At 46.5% G+C, this 21,034-nt stretch carries 21 protein-coding genes; 1 reads left to right on the top strand and 20 read right to left on the bottom strand.

Annotated features, from left to right (window positions below):
- Window position 1: 1 nt before the first annotated feature.
- The 9 genes from rnc to SporoP33_RS14160 form a co-directional block, all read right to left on the bottom strand.
- Entirely contained in the window at window positions 2-769 is a 768-nt protein-coding gene (rnc, locus tag SporoP33_RS14200; protein ID WP_081244332.1) for a ribonuclease III, read from the bottom strand.
- A 105-nt stretch (window positions 770-874) separates the two neighbouring features.
- The gene (locus tag SporoP33_RS14195; protein WP_029052326.1) at window positions 875-1,114 is read right to left on the bottom strand and encodes an acyl carrier protein; all 240 of its coding nucleotides are present in this window, start codon (window positions 1,112-1,114) and stop codon (window positions 875-877) included.
- Between the two features lie 111 nt (window positions 1,115-1,225).
- Complete coding sequence (gene fabG / locus SporoP33_RS14190) at window positions 1,226-1,972, bottom strand: 3-oxoacyl-[acyl-carrier-protein] reductase (protein ID WP_081244331.1); 747 nt, start codon at window positions 1,970-1,972, stop codon at window positions 1,226-1,228.
- Window positions 1,972-2,916 (bottom strand): ACP S-malonyltransferase, encoded by a 945-nt coding sequence (gene fabD / locus SporoP33_RS14185; protein WP_081244330.1) that lies wholly within the window; start codon window positions 2,914-2,916, stop codon window positions 1,972-1,974. The genes fabG and fabD overlap by 1 nt, the downstream gene beginning before the upstream one ends.
- Window positions 2,913-3,905, bottom strand: a complete 993-nt coding sequence (gene plsX, locus SporoP33_RS14180; RefSeq protein WP_081244329.1) for a phosphate acyltransferase PlsX — start codon at window positions 3,903-3,905, stop codon at window positions 2,913-2,915. Before plsX ends, fabD begins: the two co-directional genes overlap by 4 nt.
- Window positions 3,906-3,911: 6 nt before the next feature.
- Window positions 3,912-4,484 (bottom strand): transcription factor FapR, encoded by a 573-nt coding sequence (gene fapR, locus SporoP33_RS14175; protein ID WP_081244328.1) that lies wholly within the window; start codon window positions 4,482-4,484, stop codon window positions 3,912-3,914.
- A 100-nt stretch (window positions 4,485-4,584) separates the two neighbouring features.
- Entirely contained in the window at window positions 4,585-6,624 is a 2,040-nt protein-coding gene (gene recG, locus SporoP33_RS14170; RefSeq protein ID WP_155961377.1) for an ATP-dependent DNA helicase RecG, read from the bottom strand.
- A gap of 112 nt (window positions 6,625-6,736) precedes the next feature.
- The gene (locus tag SporoP33_RS14165; protein ID WP_081244327.1) at window positions 6,737-8,392 is read right to left on the bottom strand and encodes a DAK2 domain-containing protein; all 1,656 of its coding nucleotides are present in this window, start codon (window positions 8,390-8,392) and stop codon (window positions 6,737-6,739) included.
- Window positions 8,393-8,410: 18 nt separating this feature from the next.
- A complete protein-coding gene (locus tag SporoP33_RS14160; protein ID WP_081244326.1) occupies window positions 8,411-8,773 on the bottom strand; it encodes an Asp23/Gls24 family envelope stress response protein in 363 nt (120 codons plus the stop codon).
- A 216-nt stretch (window positions 8,774-8,989) separates the two neighbouring features.
- On the opposite strand from SporoP33_RS14160, the gene rpmB reads away from it, so the two are divergent.
- Window positions 8,990-9,178, top strand: coding sequence for a 50S ribosomal protein L28 (gene rpmB / locus SporoP33_RS14155; RefSeq protein WP_078817777.1), 189 nt, complete (start codon window positions 8,990-8,992; stop codon window positions 9,176-9,178).
- 225 nt (window positions 9,179-9,403) lie between these two features.
- Here rpmB and spoVM read toward each other — a convergent pair whose 3' ends face one another.
- The 11 genes from spoVM to coaBC are packed head-to-tail and all read right to left on the bottom strand — an operon-like array spanning window position 9,404 to window position 20,987.
- Window positions 9,404-9,565 carry a stage V sporulation protein SpoVM gene (spoVM, locus tag SporoP33_RS16155; protein WP_099662715.1) on the bottom strand — a complete coding sequence of 54 codons (162 nt, stop codon included), beginning with the start codon at window positions 9,563-9,565 and terminating at the stop codon, window positions 9,404-9,406.
- Between the two features lie 13 nt (window positions 9,566-9,578).
- Complete coding sequence (locus SporoP33_RS14150; protein ID WP_081244325.1) at window positions 9,579-10,232, bottom strand: thiamine diphosphokinase; 654 nt, start codon at window positions 10,230-10,232, stop codon at window positions 9,579-9,581.
- Entirely contained in the window at window positions 10,229-10,897 is a 669-nt protein-coding gene (gene rpe / locus SporoP33_RS14145; protein WP_081244324.1) for a ribulose-phosphate 3-epimerase, read from the bottom strand. Before rpe ends, SporoP33_RS14150 begins: the two co-directional genes overlap by 4 nt.
- A gap of 2 nt (window positions 10,898-10,899) precedes the next feature.
- Window positions 10,900-11,781, bottom strand: a complete 882-nt coding sequence (gene rsgA, locus SporoP33_RS14140) for a ribosome small subunit-dependent GTPase A (protein ID WP_081244323.1) — start codon at window positions 11,779-11,781, stop codon at window positions 10,900-10,902.
- 12 nt (window positions 11,782-11,793) lie between these two features.
- Window positions 11,794-13,794, bottom strand: a complete 2,001-nt coding sequence (pknB, locus tag SporoP33_RS14135) for a Stk1 family PASTA domain-containing Ser/Thr kinase (RefSeq protein WP_081244322.1) — start codon at window positions 13,792-13,794, stop codon at window positions 11,794-11,796.
- Complete coding sequence (locus SporoP33_RS14130; RefSeq protein WP_081244321.1) at window positions 13,791-14,549, bottom strand: Stp1/IreP family PP2C-type Ser/Thr phosphatase; 759 nt, start codon at window positions 14,547-14,549, stop codon at window positions 13,791-13,793. Before SporoP33_RS14130 ends, pknB begins: the two co-directional genes overlap by 4 nt.
- Before the next feature lie 28 nt (window positions 14,550-14,577).
- Window positions 14,578-15,918: a 16S rRNA (cytosine(967)-C(5))-methyltransferase RsmB gene (gene rsmB / locus SporoP33_RS14125; RefSeq protein ID WP_081244320.1), complete on the bottom strand. Its 1,341-nt coding sequence runs from the start codon at window positions 15,916-15,918 to the stop codon at window positions 14,578-14,580.
- Window positions 15,915-16,853 (bottom strand): methionyl-tRNA formyltransferase, encoded by a 939-nt coding sequence (fmt, locus tag SporoP33_RS14120; RefSeq protein WP_081244319.1) that lies wholly within the window; start codon window positions 16,851-16,853, stop codon window positions 15,915-15,917. The genes rsmB and fmt overlap by 4 nt, the downstream gene beginning before the upstream one ends.
- Window positions 16,850-17,338 (bottom strand): peptide deformylase, encoded by a 489-nt coding sequence (gene def, locus SporoP33_RS14115; RefSeq protein ID WP_081244318.1) that lies wholly within the window; start codon window positions 17,336-17,338, stop codon window positions 16,850-16,852. The genes fmt and def overlap by 4 nt, the downstream gene beginning before the upstream one ends.
- Window positions 17,339-17,368: 30 nt before the next feature.
- Window positions 17,369-19,777, bottom strand: coding sequence for a primosomal protein N' (priA, locus tag SporoP33_RS14110; RefSeq protein ID WP_081244317.1), 2,409 nt, complete (start codon window positions 19,775-19,777; stop codon window positions 17,369-17,371).
- Window positions 19,767-20,987 (bottom strand): bifunctional phosphopantothenoylcysteine decarboxylase/phosphopantothenate--cysteine ligase CoaBC, encoded by a 1,221-nt coding sequence (gene coaBC, locus SporoP33_RS14105; protein ID WP_081244316.1) that lies wholly within the window; start codon window positions 20,985-20,987, stop codon window positions 19,767-19,769. The genes priA and coaBC overlap by 11 nt, the downstream gene beginning before the upstream one ends.
- Window positions 20,988-21,034 lie beyond the last annotated feature (47 nt).

Below are 21,034 nucleotides of genomic sequence, written 5' to 3'. Positions count from 1 at the left end.
ATTAGTTCTCCCCTTCGTCTGTTTGCGTCTGTAACTGTTCAATCGCACGACGGGCAGCTTCCTGTTCTGCTTCTTTTTTAGATTTGCCAATCCCTCTCCCCAGCTGCTGATCATTGAGGTTCACTACGGTAACAAACTTTTTCGCATGTGCAGGACCTTTCTCCTCAATTACTTCATATTGAAGAGGTCCGTTATTTTTTTGCTGCACCAATTCTTGCAGGCGACTTTTATAATCTGTCACATGCGAAAAAGCTCCGATACTAATTTTCGGAAAAACGATTTGTTTCAGGAACTCTTCTACGACTTCCATGCCCTGATCCAGGTAGAGCGCACCGATATATGCTTCAAATACATCCGCAAGCAGTGCAGGACGCATTCTGCCGCCTGTCAGCTCTTCTCCCTTGCCAAGCAAAATATAGTCACCAAAATGAAGTTCATTTGAGAACGTGACAAGTGACGGCTCACAAACAATCGCAGCACGGAGCTTCGTCAGCTCCCCTTCGCTTTTTGCAGGTTCTGTACGGAATAAAAACTTAGATACTCCCAGTTCGAGTACAGCATCCCCAAGGAATTCTAAGCGCTCATTATCGGAAAACTTCTTACGCCGGTGTTCATTGACATAGGAGGAATGAATAAATGCATTGTATAATAAATTCTCGTCTTGAAATTTAATACCCATTTCCTGCTGGAGCTTGTTAAATTTCTCCCGCACAGCCTGCGGCAACGTAGGATAGGATGATGTCTCTTTTACAGTTCTCTTATTTTTCATAAACTACTCTGCCTCTCATCTATAAAAGTTATGTCTGTACTGTAAAGCGAAAAGAGACGCTTTCTCCTTTTCAGATGAAAGGAAGAAAGAGTCTCACCGTAAAGGTCATTCGCCTACTTTTTCTGTGATGTACGTTACTGCATCTCCGACAGTTGCAATCTTTTCTGCATCGTCATCAGAGATTTCTGTTTCAAACTCATCTTCAAATTCCATAACAAGTTCTACTACATCTAATGAATCAGCTCCCAGATCCTCACGGAAAGAAGCTTCAGGTTTTACTTCGCTTTCATCGACGCCCAGACGGTCGACAACTACTTTTGTTACACGCTCAAGTACTGTTGACAACATAGTCACCTCCTCTCAAAGCCAGTAACGGCCCATGGACTTCTATTGAATTATAGGGGTTAGTGCACCGGTAGCGCAACCATAAGTAGCGCATTCGCAGAAGTAGTTCGTTTACATCACCATTCCGCCGTCAACATTGATTGTCTGACCGGTAATATATTTTGCTTCATCTGACAGCAGAAAAGCCACAGTGCCCGCTACGTCGTCTGCACTGCCAAGCTTGCCCAAAGGTATCGTCGACAGCAATTGTTCTTTCATATCGTCGCCGAGCTCATCAGTCATATCAGTTGTAATGAAACCCGGTGCTACCGCATTAACTAAAATATTACGCGCAGCCAATTCTTTTGCGGTTGTTTTTGTCAAGCCGATGACGCCTGCTTTCGCCGCCACATAGTTCGCTTGCCCGGGATTTCCCACCACTCCGACAACGGATGCTAAATTGACGATTTTCCCTGCACGCTGACGCATCATTTGACGCGTAACAGCCTTCGTGCATAAGAAAACCCCCTTCAGATTTATCGACAATACGTCATCCCACTCGTCTTCTTTCATGCGCATCAATAAATTATCACGCGTGATGCCTGCATTATTGATAAGAAAATCGATGGTGCCGAATTGTTTAACCGTTTCGTCCATCATGGCTTTTACTTGATCGGCATCCGAAACGTTTGCCTGAAAGACGAGCGCTTCACCGCCTGCAGAACGGATCTCTTCCGCTACTTCTTCCGCCTTTTCTTTACTGCCGCTGTAATTGACGACTACCTTTGCACCTTCTGACGCCAAACGCAATGCTACAGTTCGTCCAATCCCTCTGGAAGCTCCTGTAACGACTGCTGTCTTTCCATCAAATCTTCCCATCATGACCATCCTTTCGCTTCTTCAAGAAACTTCTCGAGCGTTTCTTCATCGTAAACCGGATACACTGTTGCAGTGCGGTCGATTTTACGGATTAGTCCGCTCAGTACTTTGCCCGGTCCGCACTCTACAAAACGGGTAACTCCGAGTTCAAGCAACTTTTCAACAGATTCTTCCCAGCGAACTGGTGAGTAAAGCTGTTCAACTAAAAGCTTCTTTATTTCTTCTTGCTTTGTCACTTCATCCGCCGTGACATTCGCGATGACGGGAATTTCCGCATCCTTCATAGTAATATCTTCCAGAGTTTTCTGCAGCTCTTCTGCTGCCGGCTGCATCAGAACTGAGTGGAACGGTCCGCTGACATTCAGCGGCAATGCGCGTTTCGCACCTGCCTCTTTCAGCGATGTGCACGCTTTATCAACACCTGCTTTAGCGCCCGAGATCACAATCTGACCGGGACAGTTCAAGTTCGCTGCCTGTACCGGATGGCCAGATTCTGTAATATTCTGTGTGATAGATTCCAGGACGTCCCTGTCTATTCCCAAAATTGCAGCCATAGCACCCTGGCCTGCCGGAACCGCTTCGTTCATATAAAGACCTCTTTTATGAACTGCTACGACCGCATCTTCAAATGAAAGTACTTTCGATTCAACAAGCGCTGTATATTCACCAAGGCTGTGGCCCGCTGAGTAGTCAGGAACAATCCCCTCCTGCTCAAGACGCGCTGCGATCATTGCACCCGCTGTGAGTAGCGCGGGCTGAGCATTGTATGTCAGGGTCAGCTCTTCCTGCGGACCTTCAAGCATCAGTTTGCTTAATTCAAAACCAAGCGCCTCATCGGCTTTCTGCATGAATTGTCTGCATGTTTCATTTTTCTCTGTAAATTCTTTACCCATCCCTACAACTTGTGAGCCTTGTCCCGGGAATACAAATGCCAGTTTACTCAAGATTCTTCATCCTCTCCGACTGTTTCTTTAATAGTTTCACATACTTGATATTGTACCATGGTTCTCGCCTGGCGAACCGCATTGAATAGAGCATTGGCATTCGATGAACCATGTGCTTTGATCACAGGCTGGTTCAAACCAAATAATCCCGCACCGCCGTATTCAGAGTAGTCCATCTTTTTCTTTAGGCCCTTTAAGTCCTCCTTCACCAACCCTGCTGCAAGCTTGGTTTTCAAAGAAGACATGAACACATCTTTAATCATAGAAAAGACATTCATCGCGGTGCCTTCAATTGTCTTCAGCACCATATTGCCCGTGAAACCATCCGTCACGACAACGTCAGCCACTCCGTTCAGCAGGTCACGTGATTCTACGTTTCCGATAAAGTTGACCGGAGCCTTCTGAAGTTCTTCATACGCTGCTTTTGTCAATTCATTTCCTTTTCCCGACTCCGTGCCGATGTTCAGCAGACCAACACGCGGTTTATCGATTCCACGCACTTTTTCCGCATACACACTGCCCATAATTGCAAACTGCGCCAATTGTGCAGGCTTACTGTCTGAATTCGCTCCGACATCAAGCAAAACGAAACCGCTGCCGTCAATCGTCGGTAACGTCGGCGCCAGTGCCGGCCTTTGAATACCATCCAAACGTCCCACAATAAAAAGACCAGCGGACATAAGGGCGCCGGTATTTCCTGCCGATACACATGCTTGCGCTTCTCCGTCTTTTACCGCTTGTGCCATACGGACCATGGATGCATCTTTTTTCTTTCGTATCGCACGAACAGGCTCGTCATCTGGCTCAATGACCTCCGAGCAGTGTACGACTTGCAGGCGCGGATGCGGCTCGAGAAACGGTGTCATTTTTTTCTCGTCACCGAATATATGTATCTTGATGTCTTCAAATGCATGCAAGCTCTGTAGTGCTCCCTTGACGATTTCTCCGGGAGCATGATCTCCACCCATTGCATCTACTGCAATAATCATATGTAGTTACCTGCCTTTTTTTGTCGTACGATACATCGAGAATTCTCCTGAAAACACAGGCTCGCCTTCGACAGTTGACAGGACATCGACGACCGTACTTTTATTTTTTAATGTTTCTTCGCGTACAGTGGCACGTGCTACGACGCGGTCACCCGCCCTCACTGGTTTCTGAAAATGCAGCGAGGAACGTACGGTCAATGCCAGATCATCGTCCAGCACAGCAACAGCCAGCGAATTTGCCTGAGCGAATAAGTGATGCCCTCTGGCAATACCGTTTCGTTTAAATACATGTGCTTCCGTCACATCAAAAATGGAAAGCGCTTTATTGTCTAATTCCACATCTATGATTTCACCAAAGATTTCTTCTGCCTGTATGGATTTCACGGTTTCCTGCATTTGCTGTGAAGCCACGGACTTCAGCCGTTCTCTCAATTCAGGGATTTGGCATTCCAGACGATCCAGCCGAACTGTTTGAATGCTTACGGAAAAATGCCGGGCAAGATCTTCATCCGTCAGAAAAGGATCCTCTTCAAGCAGCGTAACGAGTGCCCGCTGCCTCTCCTGCTTCGGAACTTTCAATTGCTCCACCCTTTCAGATTAGCACTTGGTATTAATACTAAGTATATAAAGAGCTAAAACAGATTGCAAGAGGTTATCGAATATACTCGTTACACAGCTTTCAGTCTATTCTCTTATCTGTCAGTGCACCTGACTGTTCGAGCTGCCTGCGCAATACTGCATAATCGTCATTTTGCCAAAATGCATCTGAGTTCAACAATCGCTCCGCATCTTCCCTTGCCGTAGAAAGTGCTTTAAAATCATGAACCAGATCGGCCATTTTAAATTCAGGCATACCGCTTTGCTTCTTACCGAAGATGTCGCCTGCTCCACGCAGTTCCAAGTCTTTTTCCGCCAAAATAAATCCGTCATTCGTCTCCGTCATCGATTGCATCCGCATTTTCCCTTCTTCGGATGAAGGGTTTGCAAGCAGGACGCAATAAGATTGATCGGAGCCCCGGCCAACACGTCCGCGCAGCTGATGCAGCTGGGCCAGCCCAAATCTTGTTGCATCATAGATCAGCATAAACGTCGCATTCGGAACGTTGACGCCTACTTCCACGACCGTCGTAGAGACAAGAATGTTCAGCTGCCCTTCACTGAATTCCCGCATTACCTGATCTTTTTCTGTTGACGGCAGCCGGCCGTGCATCAGTCCGACTGTGTAGCGGCCTGCAAAATAGTTACTGAGCTCAGCATGCACTTCTACAGCGTTCTGCACATCAAGTTTATCGGACTCTTCAATCAAAGGACAGATGACGTAAGCCTGTCTTCCGGCGCGCAATTCTTTCTCCATTCTTTGCAGGACAGGCACCAGTGATTCTTCTTTTAGCCAATGTGTTTCGATTTCTTTTCGTCCTGCCGGCAATTCATCCAGCACAGACACATCCATTTCACCAAATACCGTAATCGCCAGCGTTCTTGGAATGGGAGTGGCAGTCATGAAAAGCACATCCGGATTCAGCCCTTTATCACGCAAGACACGGCGCTGCTCAACGCCGAACCGGTGCTGTTCGTCCGTCACTACAAAGCCCAGCTTACGGAATTGCACTTCGGGCTGGATAAGCGCATGTGTGCCGATCAGCAAATCGATGTCACCCGACTCCAGCCTTTCCAGTATTTCTCTTCTGGCTTTCGCTTTAGTGGAACCTGCCAAAAAAGCGACGGTTACACCAAACGGCTCAAACCAGTCAGCCAGCAACTCCGCATGCTGCTCCGCAAGAATTTCTGTCGGTGCCATCAGTGCACCTTGAAATCCGGCAGTAACCGCCGCGTAAAGCGCAATAGCCGCCACCGCGGTTTTTCCGGAGCCTACATCACCCTGCAGCAGCCGGTTCATGCGAAGAGGTGATTTTAATTCAGCGCATAATTCGTTCACCACCCGTTTTTGTGCATTTGTTAATTCAAACGGCAGGGAGCCGATGAATTTCTTCAGCAATTCCAGATCGTATTGTATGACTAGGCCTGGCTCCTGTTCCTTGCGCAGCTTTTTCATCCCTTGAATTTTCAGCTGAAACAGCAGGAGTTCTTCATAAATGAATCGTCTGCGCGCGTGCTTTACATCTTCCGGCTTCGTCGGAAAATGAATCATTTCCAGCGCCTGCGCAATCGACGGAAGCCGGTATTCACGAAGCATCTCCTGCGGCAGTGTCTCTTCTGCATCCTGTGCTGCAAGGTCAATTACTGTGCGCATATAGCGGCGGAAGGTTTTTTGGTGCATAACACCTTTTACGCTGTAAACCGGCTCGAAATCTGTTTGTGCTCCTGTATGTAAACGGCTGACCGTAATCACTTGGCGCCCTCTGTCCCACGTGCCGGTCACATTGACCTGCATGCCCGGCAGCAGACGGTCTTTCAAGTAATGCTGATTGAAAAACACCGCTTTCACTAAATGATGTCCGACCAGCAAACGCACTTGCATGCGTGAACGGTTCTTTCCCGAATAAAATACTGCAGGCTGTGATTCCACGCGCCCTTCTACAGTCACCCGCTCATTATGCGGCGTTTCAGTTAGGTCTCTCATTCTGAAATCTTCGTGCCGGTAAGGGAATGTATACAGCAAATCTTCAATCGTCAGAATCCCGAGTTTTGCAAACTGTTCAGCTGTTGCTTTGCCGATTCCTTTTACGGTTCCGATACTATTTTTTAAAATGGTTGCCACTGCGGATCCTCCTCTCTATGCAAGCTGAAAAACAGATGTTCTCTTTTTAGTTTACCATGAAAAGGCAGGAAAATAAAAACGTTGCCCCTGCTAACAGGACAACGTAATATTTTTATTCGACAGAAAGAATGTATGGATAAAGGGGTTGTTTCCCCGCGTACAATTCAATATCGACATGGTCGAATTGCTCTTCAATATACGCACTGATTTTTTCAGCCTCTTCTGCAGATACATCTTCACCATATATAATAGTGACGATTTCATCCTCTTCATCAATCATAGAAGAAACCAGGCGTTTCGTAACATCTTCAAGTGATGGAGCTGAACTGGTGATCTTGCCTTCTGCAATCCCCATAAAGTCATCTTTATGAATCGTCACTCCATCGATGGATGTATCACGTACCGCATACGTAACTTGCCCCGTCTTAATGGAAGCAGACGCCTGCTTCATTGACTGCGCATTCTTTTCCACCGTTGCTTCCGGATTGAATGCTAAGATTGCCGCAAGACCTTCCGGTACGGATTTAGTCGGCACGACAGCTGCCTCAATTTCCAATACCTCCGCCGCCTGTTCCGCCGCCATAATGATATTTTTATTATTTGGCAGAATTAATACTTTCTCTGCACCAATTTCCTGAATCGCTTTGACAATGTCTTCGGTGGAAGGATTCATCGTCTGACCGCCTTCAATAACCGCGGATGCACCGATACTTTTTAGGAGTTCAGCGATTCCTTCTCCCATCGAAACGGTTACAATTGCATATTTATGCTGAACTGGTTTCACTGCGGACGCTTCATCGCGATCCATGATGTCACTGTGCTGTTCACGCATATTCTCGATTTTCATCTTTGTTAATGAACCGTATTTCTGGCCATATGTCAGCGCATCTCCAGGCTCTTCTGTATGGATATGTACTTTCACCACTTCATCATCTGAGATAACGAGCAATGAATCGCCCAGTTCACTTAAATCCTGCCGGAAAATGGCTTCATCGAAAGGCTGATCAAGAAGTTTTTTGGAGTCTAATTTGACCATGAATTCCGTACAGTAGCCAAACACAATATCTTCGGAGTTCATAAAGCTCTGAACACTTCGATGGTGTTCTGTATTCACTAAGTCTTCCATCGACTGTACAGTTACTTTTTCTGGCAAGTCTTCGCCTTTCAGGCATGCCAAAAAGCCTTCATAGACATAAACCAGACCTTGTCCTCCGCTGTCTACTACTCCTACCTCTTTCAAGACCGGCAATAAATCAGGCGTGCGTTTTAAGGAAGCCTTTGCTTCTTCCACAATAATCTCCAGTAACCCTGCGAGATCTTGTGCATCTCCCATATGCTGTACAGCTGCATTTGCAGCATCTTTCGCCACAGTCAAAATGGTCCCTTCCACCGGTTTCATTACTGCTTTATACGCTGTATCCACGCCGTATTTAAGCGCTTCTGCAAATTGCCTGACGGATACTTCCGATTCTTTTTCAATCTGTTTACTGAATCCACGGAACAGCTGAGACAGAATGACGCCCGAATTTCCGCGCGCACCCATGAGCAATCCCTTTGAGAATGCCTGCGCTGTCAGCCCGATATGTTCCTGTGCGTGACGTTCTGTTTCCTTTGCCCCTGATGTCATGGATAAATTCATATTTGTTCCCGTATCACCATCCGGCACCGGAAAGACATTTAAAGAATCCACGTAATCCGCATTTTGATGAAGATGATGCGAACCCATTTCTACCATCTTCGCAAATTGCAATCCATTAATTGAAGTCATTGACTTGAAGTCCTCCTTTTACACGTTCGTTACCCGAACTCCCTGTACAAAAATATTTACCGAACTGACTGTCAGCCCGAGTGTCTTTCTCACTATATATTGCACTTTTGATTGTACTTGATAAGCCACTTCAGTAATTTTCGTGCCGTAACTTACGATGACGTATATATCGATATGGAATTCCTCGCCTTCGCTGCGCACAATAACACCGCGGGCGAAGTTTTCTTTGCGGAGAATTTCTGTAAGTCCGTCACGAATTTGATGCTGGGAAGCCATCCCCACTATTCCATAACATTCAATTGCAGCCTCTCCGACTACTTGCGCAATTACATCATTTGTAATATCGATCGTCCCGTGTTCATTTTTAAGTTCGATTGACATCCTCATCTTCTCCTCCCTATCTCCAGATACATCATACGTACATTATACGGCAAATCATCAAGAATGAAAGCATTGAAGACGGTAAAATATAGTGTAAAGGAAAAAACCTTGAAAGTATAAGAAAAAATTGTTGCATCGATTCTGTCCTTATGATAAAGTACTATGGTATGCGAATTGTAACGTGAATCGCTAAATAATTCACGAGGAGGAACTAAAATGGCTAAACAATGTGTTATCACTGGACGAAAAGCTCGTTCTGGAAACTCTCGTTCACACGCTCTGAATTCTAGCAAACGCACTTGGGGCGCAAACCTTCAAAAAGTTAGAATCTTAGTAGACGGCAAACCTAAACGCGTTTGGGTATCTGCAAGAGCTCTAAAATCAGGCAAAGTACAACGAGTATAATGTAAAGCTGAAAGCGCCCGGTAGCCTCGACAGTCGTTGGAGGATCTGCCATAAAGGCGCTTTTTGCCTTTCTGGCGGAGCCGAAACGATCCGAGAGGCTGGCGCTGGAAGCTGGATATAATGTAAAGCTGAAAGCGCCCGGCAGCCTCGACAGTCGTTGGAGGATCTGCCATAAAGGCGCTTTTTGCTTCTTTACTTTACACAGAAAAAACACAAAGCACCTGCTTAGGCGCTTTGTGTTTTTTCTTTTTTGCGTTTTTTTGACTTGGCGGCTTTTGGATTGGCAGCAACCGTTGATTTTGTGCGGCTATCTTTCTGGAACGCCACTGCACACTTTCTCACGATGTTGCTGACAAACTTTGGCAGCGTGAATGTATATACTCGCAAATCCCCACTCCTTTCAGGAATCTGAACTCCTTACCATTAAGCATATGCCCTCACGGAAGGAGATAGTACAAACATCCGCCACTGTTTCATTACTTGTAAAACGAGTTACGCCAATTTCCAGCCGCTCATTTACTGTTTCGTATTTAAAGCCCGTCAGCGTCAGCCCCGTTACAGCAGGGCCGAACGAGAAAAAGGATGTATACGGATAACGGGAATCTTTCTTTACGCGTCTTACTCCGGGAAGCATGACACGGATATCATTTGTTGTATTATGAATCTTAAACTTTACTTTACGGTTCTCGGACTGAATCCGGTACAGCAAATGCAAAGCTGACTGCAAATGATCCAGACGCCCGCCTGTGACGCCTGTCAGCACGATGTAATCGGGCTCGTACGCAAGCGCGCGCTGTACTGCAAGTTCCGTATCAGTTTCGTCCTTCTCTTCGTTCGCACGATGAATCATTTCAGCACCTGATTCGATTTGTTTAAATTGCTCTTCCGTCACCGAATCAAAATCGCCAACCGCTTCATTCGGCACTATGCCTTTTTCGAGTAAATACAATGCGCCCCGGTCCACCCCGATATACACCGTATCCTCCTGATCATACTCTGTCAGATCCACTACTTCCTCAATGGGGCCAGCCGCACACACGATGGCATATTTCATTTCGCCATCACGCTTTCACCGGCTGACTTGATGGCCTGCAGCGCTTCTGCGCGATTCTTTTTATTATAGATGGCAGAACCAGCCACAAAAATAGTCGCACCTGCCTCCACACAAGGCTTGATCGTTTCTTCATTAATACCGCCGTCAATTTCGATTTCAATGGAGAGATTGCGTTCTTTGATGATATCGGACAGCTGCTTCACTTTCGGAATGACGGATTCAATGAATGACTGGCCGCCGAAGCCGGGATTGACTGTCATGAACAATACCAAATCCACATCTTCAAGAACATGCATAATCTGTTCAACAGGCGTATGCGGATTCAGGACGACACCCGGCTTTGCACCGGTTGATTTAATTAACTGCAGTGTTCTGTGCAAATGACGGCATGCTTCCACATGGACCGTAATATAATCTGCTCCTGCTTTCGCGAAGTCTCCGATATACGCATCCGGATTTTCAATCATTAAATGCACATCCAATGGCAGTTCTGTCAACGGACGCAACGCTTCCACCACAATCGGCCCCATCGTAATATTCGGCACGAAATGACCGTCCATTACATCGATGTGAATAAGCTCGGCTCCTGCCTGCTCTACCTCTTTCACTTCTTCTCCTAATTTGGCAAAGTTTGCCGCTAAAATAGATGGCGCAATTTTTATCATAGTTAATACCTCGGCTTTCGATCCATTATTTCTTGCATGAATAACAAGTAATTTTTATAACGGCTTTCTGAAATGAGTCCTTCTTCGACTTGCGCTTTAACTGCGCAGCCCGGCTCCTTCAAATGAAGACAGCCTCTAAATTTACATCCTTCACTTGCTTCAGCCATCTCTACAAAATAATCCCGCAGTTCTTCTTTTTCGATATGATCAAAATCCAGCGAACTAAACCCGGGTGTATCAGCCACCAGACCGCCTGCCACTTCGAGCAGCTCCACGTGCCGCGTCGTATGTTTTCCGCGGCCCAGCGCGTCTGAAATGACTCCGGTTTTCAACTGCAGCTCAGGCAAAATCGTATTCAGCAATGTGGATTTGCCTACACCTGACTGTCCTGCCAGCACGGTAGTTTTACCGCTGATATACGGACGCAGCACTTCCAGCAGCGGTTCTTCATTATCCACATTCCGCAAAACTGTATAACCGATCCGCTGGTAATATGCAAGATTCTCTTCATTATCCTCTACGGTTTGCTGATTGGCTATATCCTCTTTTGAAATATACAAAATCGGCTCTAATTGGTGTGATTCAATGACCGCCAGGAAACGGTCCAATAAACGGAGACTCATATCTGGTTCGACGACTGAAAAGACCAGCAGCACTTGATCCACATTTGCAATCGGCGGTCTGACCAACTCACTCTTACGCGGCTCGACCCCAGTAATAGTCGCATCATTTTCTCCGTCAGGCACATACGTCACAAAATCACCTACAAGCGGATTGATCTTTTTTAACCGGAATACTCCCCGGCTTTTACATTGAATCAATTCACCATTATGTTCCACATAATAAAAGCCGCTGATTGCTTTTCGAATTTGGCCTTCCGCCATCGAACTCCTCCTCTACTCTAACTCTTTATAGTCAAACTTATTTTGTTCAATCACTGTTTGATCGCGCATGATTTTATATCCTCCGCGCGCTCCTTCTTCAATTTCAATAGTGATTTTACGGGTCGTATCTTCCGTAATTTCAAATTCCTCCACTGGATCGTTCATGGTATGTGTCCGGTCTTGGATAAAAATTTGGATTTTCTGAGGTGTTAGTTCCGTCTCTGGGTCAGAATCCGAATCAGGATTTCCTTCATCCTCTCCGTCAAATTCATCTTCTGGCTGGTTTTCGGGATATTTGTAAGGTATATGAATGGTTTTGACCAGCAGTTTGACCGGTTTTGATGCAGGTCCCTTGGATACTACTACATCCACCCGCTCACCTTTTTCCAATTTCTCACCTTTAGCCGGTTTTTGTGAGACGACATGCCCCTTTGTGACTGTGTCTGAGTATTCCTCGCTGACAATATGAATTTTCAGTCCAGATCTTTTCGCGTAATCCTCCAGCTGTTTAGCAGACATCCCTGACAGGTCATTAAGAGAGTGAAGTTCTTTGCCTTTACTCACAGTAAAAATCAATTTCGTATCTTCAGGAATGACAGGCTGATCAGCTTCTGGCTGCTGGCTGATGATTGTGCCTTTAGGTTCTTCAGAGTAGACTTCCACTGGCTCAATCAGCTTAAAACCATAACCTTCAAGGAAACGTTTCGTTGCTTCAAAATTTCGCCCGGTATAGTCGCTGAGCTTCATCGTATCTTTGCCCGTACTGATGAAGAGTTTGACACCGTCGCCTTCTTTGCGTTTCTTGCCCGCTTCCGGGACCGTCTTGGTAACTTTTCCGGCATCGAACTCATCGGATGTCTCTTCAAATCGCTCATCAATGACAAAGCCTTCCTTTTCCAGTATCTCCGTTGCGGCGAGCTCTTCCTCCCCTACCACTTTAGGCACGATGATCTCTTTCGGCTTCATCATCATGAACAGCAGAAATGCCAGCAGCGCCGCCAATAATATACCGCCAGCCGCCACATAAGGCCATTTCCTCTTTTTCTTTTTCACGGGAGATACAGGGTCCTCTTTCGCCGGCGGAATTTTCATGGTGTCTTCCGCATCTTCAAACTTCGGCACATCACGAATCACCGGGATCGCCATTGTCTTATCATCATCAAAAGGTAAAGTAAATTTACTTTCATTTGCCCGTTCAGGTGATAATACGGTCAATAAATCATCGTACATTTCATCCGCTGTTTCATAGCGGCACATTGAATCTTTTGCAGTTGCTTTCAGGATGATATTTTCAACGCTCTGCGGAATTTCAGGAAACTGGTCGCGGACAGACGGCGTTTCTTCCTGAAGGTGCTTTAGTGCAATGGCAACAGCTGTTTCCGCTGAAAACGGCAATTCACCCGTCAGTAATTCATAAAAGACAATGCCGAGTGAATAAATATCCGAACGCTTTGTCGCCATGCCCCCTCTTGCCTGTTCAGGTGACAGGTAATGAACCGTGCCGATCACAGAATTTGTTTTGGTGTGAACCGTGGAATTCAGCGCCATCGCTATTCCAAAGTCCGTGATTTTCACATCATCTTCACTATTCATGAGAACATTTTGCGGTTTGATATCGCGGTGCACAATACCGTTATGATGCGCATGCGAGATAGCTGACACCAGCTGCTGCATAATGGATACAGCGTGTTCTGCCGACAATGCGCCATGGGTGTGGATATAGTCTTTCAACGTTCTGCCGGGTATGTATTCCATCACCAGGTAATGGAGTTCATCTTCTTGGCCGACATCAAAAATATTTACAATATGAGGATGTGTCAGACTGGTCGCGGAAAGTGCCTCCCGCTGAAATCGCTTCTTTAACTCCTCTTCATTGGCAAAATCATAATGCAGTACTTTAATGGCTACGTCGCGGTCGAGAATGATATCATGCGCCAAATAGACTCTGGACATGCCCCCGTCTCCGATGACCCGAATAATTTCATATCGTTTACCGATTCGTTTACCAATCATGCCGGCGTCACCCCGTTTCCGGGAATTTCCAGCAGAATCACTGTAATATTATCTTCGCCGCCGCGTTCATTCGCCATTTCGATAAATTCATCTGCTCTGACTGCCAGCGGGCTGTCTTGAAGGATGATGTCCAGCATGGTTTCTTTATCGATTTTATTGCTCAGGCCGTCTGTGCAAAGCAGCACATAAGAGTGTTCAGTCAAAGGGAATATATAGCGGTCAGGAACGATCGACTTTTCAGAGCCGACTGCTTTCATAATCCAATTACGCTGCGGATGCACTTCCGCTTCTTGTTCTGTAATTTCTCCGCTGTCAATCAATACATTGACGAAAGAATGATCTTTTGTGATCTGGCGGATGGCTTTGCCTGTAACATGATAAATCCTGCTGTCGCCGACATGGAAGACAAGACATTGTTCATCCAGAATCAGCGCAATGTCAAGCGTAGTTCCCATCCCTTTAAAGTTTTCATCTTCCTGAGAAGTTGTATAAAGAAACAGATTAATATCGACAACTGCATCATATAGAAGATCGCACCAATCCTGTTCAGTCTCCACTTCCTCGTCCGCTGCCATAAATCGCTCGCCAATCATGCGAACGGCTGTGGCACTGGCAAAATCACCGCCTTTGTGACCACCCATTCCATCCGCAATGATTGCGAGAACCGTCTGTTTTTTGGAGTGAACAAATACAGCTGCTTCATCTTCATTTACAGTTCGCTTTTTCCCTGTATCTGAGCGGATCTCATACTCCATAGGCTACCCTCCGTTCCAATCTGTCACATCAGCTGATTCTTTGCATGGCTGCAATAAAGAATCCGTCACTTTGATGGTCATGCGGTAAAATCTGCAAATATCCCTGCTCATTCTCTTCTTCCAAAATATGAAGAGGCACCAGCTTAAAGTCCGGCTGCTCCCGCAAGAACCAATCGACAATCTCTTCATTTTCTGATTTGTCGATGGTACACGTACTATAGACGAGCAGGCCGTCTATCTTCACCAGCCGGCTGGCAACTTGCAGCAGCTCTTTTTGAATGACTGAAAGATTTTGGATATCCTGCAGCGTCTTTTTATATTTAATTTCAGGCTTTCTGCGAATAACACCCAATCCGCTGCACGGCGCATCCACCAGCACACGGTCAAATGACCGGGCTTCATAAGTGTCTAATAACGCTCTGCTGTCACCGCTGTTTGTATGAATTGAATTCAAACCGAGACGCTGTGCATTTTGTTCAATCAGACGCAGTTTGTGCGGGTGCAAGTCATGCGCCTGTATTTCCCCTTCATCATTCATGCGTTCTGCAATATGTGTCGTTTTGCCGCCAGGTGCTGCACACATATCCAGTACGCGCATCCCAGGCTCCACTTGCAGTGCAATTGCGGGCAGCATCGAACTTTCATCCTGAATTGTCAGCAGTCCTTGCTTGAATACTTCCGTAGATGCGATATTACCTGACTCCACCTGGATACTGCTGTCTGACAGCGTGCCAGGCGTGGCAATAATACCTTCTTTCTTAAGTAACCCAATGACTTCCCCTATATTCGTCTTCGTTTTATTGATCCGTGCTGTCGTAATAGGCGGCTGGTTATTGACAACTGCCGCAGCAGTCGCTTCTTCCATGCCGTACTGCTCAATCCATCTTCGAATCAGCCATTCCGGGTGGCTCGTTTCGATTGACAAACGGGTAACAGGGTCTTCTATTTCATCAAGGGAAGGTACGCCTTCACGGAGTATGGAGCGTAAAATTCCGTTGACCATAGATGACACCCCTTTATGCCCGCGTTTATTGGCAATCTTTACTGCTTCATTGACAACAGCATGTTCAGGTATCTTGGACAGATAAATGATTTGATACACTGACAGCCGCAGTAATTGCCGTACCCACGGCTGCAGTTTTCCGCGCACGAACGGCGCCAGATAATAATCGAGTGTCATTTGCTGCTGTAAGGTGCCGTATGTTAATTCTGTCAATAACGCACGGTCTTTTGGCGGCAGATCATATAACTCAATAGTTTTATGCAGTAATAAATTACTGAATGCCTGCTCGTTTTCAATTTCCATTAAAATTGATAATGCGGCATCCCGGACATTGCCGCGCCAAATCTTCTTTTTATAATTTGTCATTCAAATTGATCTCCCACTTGCCATTTCGATCCGATTCCATTTAAGAATACGTCGGCAGTCATTCGTTTTTTTCCTGCTGGCTGTAAATCAGTGATCGCCAGTGCGCCTTCACCTGTCTGCACGATAATCCGGTCTTTCTCAAGGCCGATAATTTCTCCCGGCACTGCGTCAGCATGCTTTTCTTCCATTTGCGCCCACCAGACTTTCACTTGATCGCCTGCAAACTTCGTGTAGGCGACAGGCCATGGATGCAGCCCTCTGATTTGGTTATAGATGGAACGGGCGGATTTTGTCCAGTCAATCCGTTCCTGTTCTCTTGAAATATTGCGTGCAAACGTTACTTGTGCCTCATCTTGCTTTGTGCGTTTGTTCGTACCGCTGATAATGGAAGGCAATGTCTCCTTCAATAATGAAGTGCCTGCCGCAGACAGCTTTGTGAACATAGTTCCAGTATCGTCGGTCTCTTCAATTGGCGTGACGACTTGTGAAATAATATCGCCCGCATCCAATTTTTCCGCCATATACATGATCGTGACACCCGTTTCGGTTTCACCGTCCATCACTGCCTGGTGAATCGGTGCACCGCCGCGATATTTTGGTAATAGTGAAGCATGCACATTAATGCAGCCAAGCGCAGGTGCTTCAAGCAATTCATTTGGCAGCAATTGCCCGAATGCGGCTGTCACGATCAGGTCGGGCTGCAATGCCAGAATTTCCTGCAATTCGGAAGATCCTTTCAGCTTTTCAGGCTGAATAACCGGCAGTCCCAGGCGCACCGCTTCTTCTTTTACAGGAGGAGGCGTCAGTATGCGCTTGCGGCCTATCGGACGATCAGGCTGCGTAACGACAGCAGCGATGTCATATCCTTCCCCGTGAAGCATCGAAAGGACACCGACAGAAAATTCAGGCGTACCCATGAAAATAATTTTAGTCATTCGTCGTCCTCCTCCTCTTCAAATTCAGACGGGTCCACTACCCGTTGGATTTTCTTATCAAATAAAACACCATTTAAATGGTCAATTTCATGCAGAATGGCACGAGCTTCATATCCCTCTGCTTCTAACTCATACAGACTGCCGTCGCGTTCCTGAGCTTCTATTTTCACGTAAAAAGGGCGCTCTACTTCGCCGAATAATCCCGGGAAACTGAGGCATCCTTCGACCTCAACTTCTGACCCTCCTGTTGCGGTAACTACCGGGTTGATCATTTCAATGATGTCCTGTTCTTCATCGAAGTCAACAATGGCGGCGCGGATCGTGCGGCCGACTTGCGGCGCAGCAATGCCGACACCGTCATTTTCGACCATCGTCTCATACATATCGTCAAGCAAAACCCCTAGCTTCTCGTCAAATACGGTAACTTCCTCGCAGGGAGTAGTCAAAATAGGGGACGGATGTTTTACAATTTCTAATATAGTCAAAATTACTTCCTCATTTCTGCGTTGTAAAAGTTAAAAAATTGCTGTCGGCTCACGGTTTATAGACATAATTAACCCGTCTTTTGCCCAGCTCGTTTTATAATGTTTCAACAGTTGCTGCAGTGTTGGAATCAGTGCAGGTTCCTGTTTGTATTTTATCAAACTTTGGTAGCGATATCTATTGTTGAGGCGGCTGATGGCAGCAGCCGTCGGTCCAATGATCACAGTGCCTGGCGACAGGTGCTCAGACAGAAACGCGGTTCCTTTATGTGCGTAGTCCGCCGCTTTCAATACATCTTCATGACTGAACTGTACAACCGTTACGTAATAATAAGGCGGATAGCCGAGCTGCCGTCTTCGTTCCATTTCCAGTTCATAAAATGGTACGTAATTCTGTGTTTTAGACAGCTCTATCGCATAATGTTCAGGGTCATATGTCTGAATGACCACTTCTCCAGGCAGCTGATCACGTCCGGCCCGGCCGCTCACCTGCGTCAGCAGCTGAAATGTTTTTTCTGCTGCCCGGAAATCTGCGAGGTGAAGAGATGTATCAGCCGCTAAAACGCCGACGAGTGTAATGCGCGGAAAATCCAGTCCTTTTGCAATCATCTGTGTTCCGAGGAGAATATCTGCTTTGCCTTCACCAAAATCATAAAGCAGACGTTCATGTGCGCCTTTTGTACTTGTCGTATCGACATCCATGCGAATGACGCGTGCTTCTGGCACCAATTTATACAGTTCTTCCTGCGCTTTTTGTGTACCGGTTCCGAAAAAACGAATGTGCTCACTCGTACATTCAGGGCATTCGAGCGGCACCGGTTCCTCATGACCGCAGTAATGGCATTTCAAACTTTCACTCGCGCGGTGGTAGGTCAATGAAATATCACAATTCGGACATTCCACTACAGTCCCGCAATCACGGCAAAGCACAAAACTGGAGAAGCCGCGTTTATTGAGCAAAAGCACAATTTGTTCCTTGCGTGCCAGCCGTTCGCGAATGCCTTCCGCCAATGCAGTTGAAAACATCGAACGGTTCCCCGTCTTCAGCTCTTCCCGCATATCCACGACTTCAACGCTTGGCAGTGCCTGATTTTTCGCCCGCTTTGACAGCGTCAATAACGTATAAACACCTTTCACAGCACGTGCATAAGACTCCAATGAAGGCGTCGCACTGCCTAAAATGACCGGGCAGTTATAGTGCTGAGCACGCCAAATCGCTACATCCCGCGCATGATATCTGGGTGATTCTTCTTGTTTATAAGTAGATTCATGTTCTTCATCTAAAATCAGCAATCCTAAATTCGTAAAGGGCGCAAATATGGCAGAACGTGCACCGATTGCCACTTTCACTTCGCCCCGGTGGATCCGGCGCCATTCATCATATTTCTCGCCGGACGACAATCCGCTGTGCAAAACCGCCACCAGCTCGCCGAACCGTCCTTTAAAACGGGCTGTCATCTGCGGAGTCAATGAAATTTCCGGAACAAGCACAATTGCTTCTTTTCCTTGTGTCAGCACATGGTCAATTGCCTGTAAATAGACCTCTGTCTTGCCGCTTCCAGTAATGCCGTGCAGCAGAAAAGTTTCCTGAATCTGCCGGTCGCTCGCTTCGCTGATTGCTGACAGGGCAGTCTGCTGCTCGTCCGTCAGCTGTTCCGGTTTTCCGCTGTCCTGCATTTTCGGTGTATCCAATTCACGATACACTTCCATATAGGACTGTTCGACAACCTGTTTATCCACCAGTGATTTCAAAACAGCCGCCGTCACGCCCGATTCATTGACGATTTCACTTGCTTCGATCGATTCTGCCGGATGAAGCAATAGCCAGCGCAGTAATTCCTGCTGTTTTTTTGCATTCGGATGGGCCTCTTCCAGTGCGCCCTGCAACTGCTCCGCATCGGGTATATGAATCATCCGCACTTTTTTCATTTTCGTTTTCTGCTGAATCGCTGTGTCGATATCGACGATTCCCAGCTCACTGTATTTCTTTGCTTCATTTAATAAATTCGCATCCTGCAGTGCTTTCAGTGTCACTTGCTGACGATTTCCTAAAAATGCACGGAACGAATCATCCAGCAATTCTGGTTTGACTGCCCTCAAAACCTTTTCATACTTTACCCGCATCGCTGCGGGCAGCATTACTTGCAACGCATCAATCTCATAAGCAATGGTGTCTGTAGCCATCCATTTGGATAAAGCCAATAGTTCTGCTGATAAAACCGGCTCCAAATCTATAATTTCTGCGATTGGTTTAATTTTATTGTGATCCAGTTCACTTTCCTCTTTGACCGCAGTAACGTAGCCAAGAACTTTTCTCGGACCGAACGGCACTTTGACCCGCAGACCAGGCTCCATCACATGTTCCCAATCCGCAGGCACGGCGTAATCAAACGGTCGGTCGATCGGATAAGCCGCTACATCGACAATGACTTCAGCGAACATGCAGTTTACTGCTTTCTTGCTGAATAATCGTTTCAAATAAACGCACAGCCAGCTGACCTTTCGGCATAGAGGAGAAAGGAGTCACATCTCCTTCTCTAGAAAGGAGTGTTACAACATTTGTATCACTTCCGAACCCGCCACCCGGATCGGTCACATCGTTTACAATAATATAGTCAAGGTTTTTAGATTCTAATTTCTTTTGTCCATAGGCAATCACGTCTGTCGTTTCAGCCGCAAAGCCAACGAGTAACTGTTGCTCTTTACGCTCACCGAGTGTTTTCAATATATCCGTTGTACGCTCAAGTTCGAGCACATCATCGCCGGCTTTTTTCTTCATTTTCTGGCCATGTATATTTTTAGGCCGGTAATCTGCAACTGCCGCTGACTTCACCACTATAGATGCATCGTCATACTGGCCAAGTACGGCATCCAACATTTCTGCTGCACTTTCGACATAAATCACGTGAACGCCCGCAGGCACCGCCAATTCTACAGGCCCTGAAATCAGTACCGTTTCGGCCCCAAGTTTTTGTGCCGCAGCCGCCATCGCGTAGCCCATCTTCCCGCTGGAGAAATTAGACACATAACGCACAGGGTCAATTCGTTCACGGGTAGGCCCTGCTGTAATAACCACTTTCTTGCCTTTCAGCGGCTGATTGGAAGCATCCGTAAAATAGCTGCTGATCAGCTCAGTGATTCGTTCGGGCTCTTCCAGGCGCCCTTTGCCTACGTAACCGCACGCAAGAAACCCTTCTGACGGTTCGATAAACTGATAGCCGTCTTTATGCAGCTGTCCGATATTACGGACGACAGCCGGATGGTCATACATATGCACATTCATAGCCGGCGCTATCCATACATCTGCTTCCGTTGCGAGTAAAATAGTTGTTACCATATCGTCAGCAATTCCATTAGCCAGTTTGCCGATGACATTAGCAGTGGCAGGTGCCACCACAACCAGATCTGCCCAGTCCGCCAGATCGATATGCGCAATAACACGGGAATCTTTTTCATCAAACGTATCGAAATATACGTCGTTGCGGGACATCACTTGAAAAGATAAAGGCTGTACAAATTCTTTTGCTGAGTCTGTCATCACCACTTTTACATTAGCGCCTGCCTGGGATAATTTGCTGACAAGTGCAACTGCTTTGTATACCGCAATACCGCCTGTGACGCACAGTAAAATGTTTTTATTGTCAATCTTCATGGAAACTCTCTTCCTTTCCGAAAATAATAAACTCCCTGAGAACGGTT

Origin of the sequence: Sporosarcina sp. P33 (assembly GCF_002077155.1) — a bacterium.
Taxonomy (GTDB): Bacteria; Bacillota; Bacilli; order Bacillales_A; family Planococcaceae; genus Sporosarcina.
This window is presented reverse-complemented; position numbering and strand designations above follow the sequence as displayed.

What these genes read in the sequence shown, in the direction of transcription:
- fmt (WP_081244319.1), bottom strand. Translation starts at nt 16,853, where the DNA reads ATGACTAAAATTATTTTCATGGGTACGCCTGAATTTTCTGTCGGTGTC.
- SporoP33_RS14130 (WP_081244321.1), bottom strand. Translation starts at nt 14,549, where the DNA reads ATGGAGTATGAGATCCGCTCAGATACAGGGAAAAAGCGAACTGTAAAT.
- coaBC (WP_081244316.1), bottom strand. Translation starts at nt 20,987, where the DNA reads ATGAAGATTGACAATAAAAACATTTTACTGTGCGTCACAGGCGGTATT.
- rsmB (WP_081244320.1), bottom strand. Translation starts at nt 15,918, where the DNA reads ATGACAAATTATAAAAAGAAGATTTGGCGCGGCAATGTCCGGGATGCC.
- SporoP33_RS14165 (WP_081244327.1), bottom strand. Translation starts at nt 8,392, where the DNA reads ATGACTTCAATTAATGGATTGCAATTTGCGAAGATGGTAGAAATGGGT.
- SporoP33_RS14150 (WP_081244325.1), bottom strand. Translation starts at nt 10,232, where the DNA reads ATGAAATATGCCATCGTGTGTGCGGCTGGCCCCATTGAGGAAGTAGTG.
- SporoP33_RS14160 (WP_081244326.1), bottom strand. Translation starts at nt 8,773, where the DNA reads ATGTCAATCGAACTTAAAAATGAACACGGGACGATCGATATTACAAAT.
- rsgA (WP_081244323.1), bottom strand. Translation starts at nt 11,781, where the DNA reads ATGGCGGAAGGCCAAATTCGAAAAGCAATCAGCGGCTTTTATTATGTG.
- rnc (WP_081244332.1), bottom strand. Translation starts at nt 769, where the DNA reads ATGAAAAATAAGAGAACTGTAAAAGAGACATCATCCTATCCTACGTTG.
- priA (WP_081244317.1), bottom strand. Translation starts at nt 19,777, where the DNA reads ATGTTCGCTGAAGTCATTGTCGATGTAGCGGCTTATCCGATCGACCGA.
- rpe (WP_081244324.1), bottom strand. Translation starts at nt 10,897, where the DNA reads ATGATAAAAATTGCGCCATCTATTTTAGCGGCAAACTTTGCCAAATTA.
- pknB (WP_081244322.1), bottom strand. Translation starts at nt 13,794, where the DNA reads ATGATTGGTAAACGAATCGGTAAACGATATGAAATTATTCGGGTCATC.
- plsX (WP_081244329.1), bottom strand. Translation starts at nt 3,905, where the DNA reads ATGATTATTGCAGTAGATGCAATGGGTGGAGATCATGCTCCCGGAGAA.
- rpmB (WP_078817777.1), top strand. Translation starts at nt 8,990, where the DNA reads ATGGCTAAACAATGTGTTATCACTGGACGAAAAGCTCGTTCTGGAAAC.
- fabG (WP_081244331.1), bottom strand. Translation starts at nt 1,972, where the DNA reads ATGGGAAGATTTGATGGAAAGACAGCAGTCGTTACAGGAGCTTCCAGA.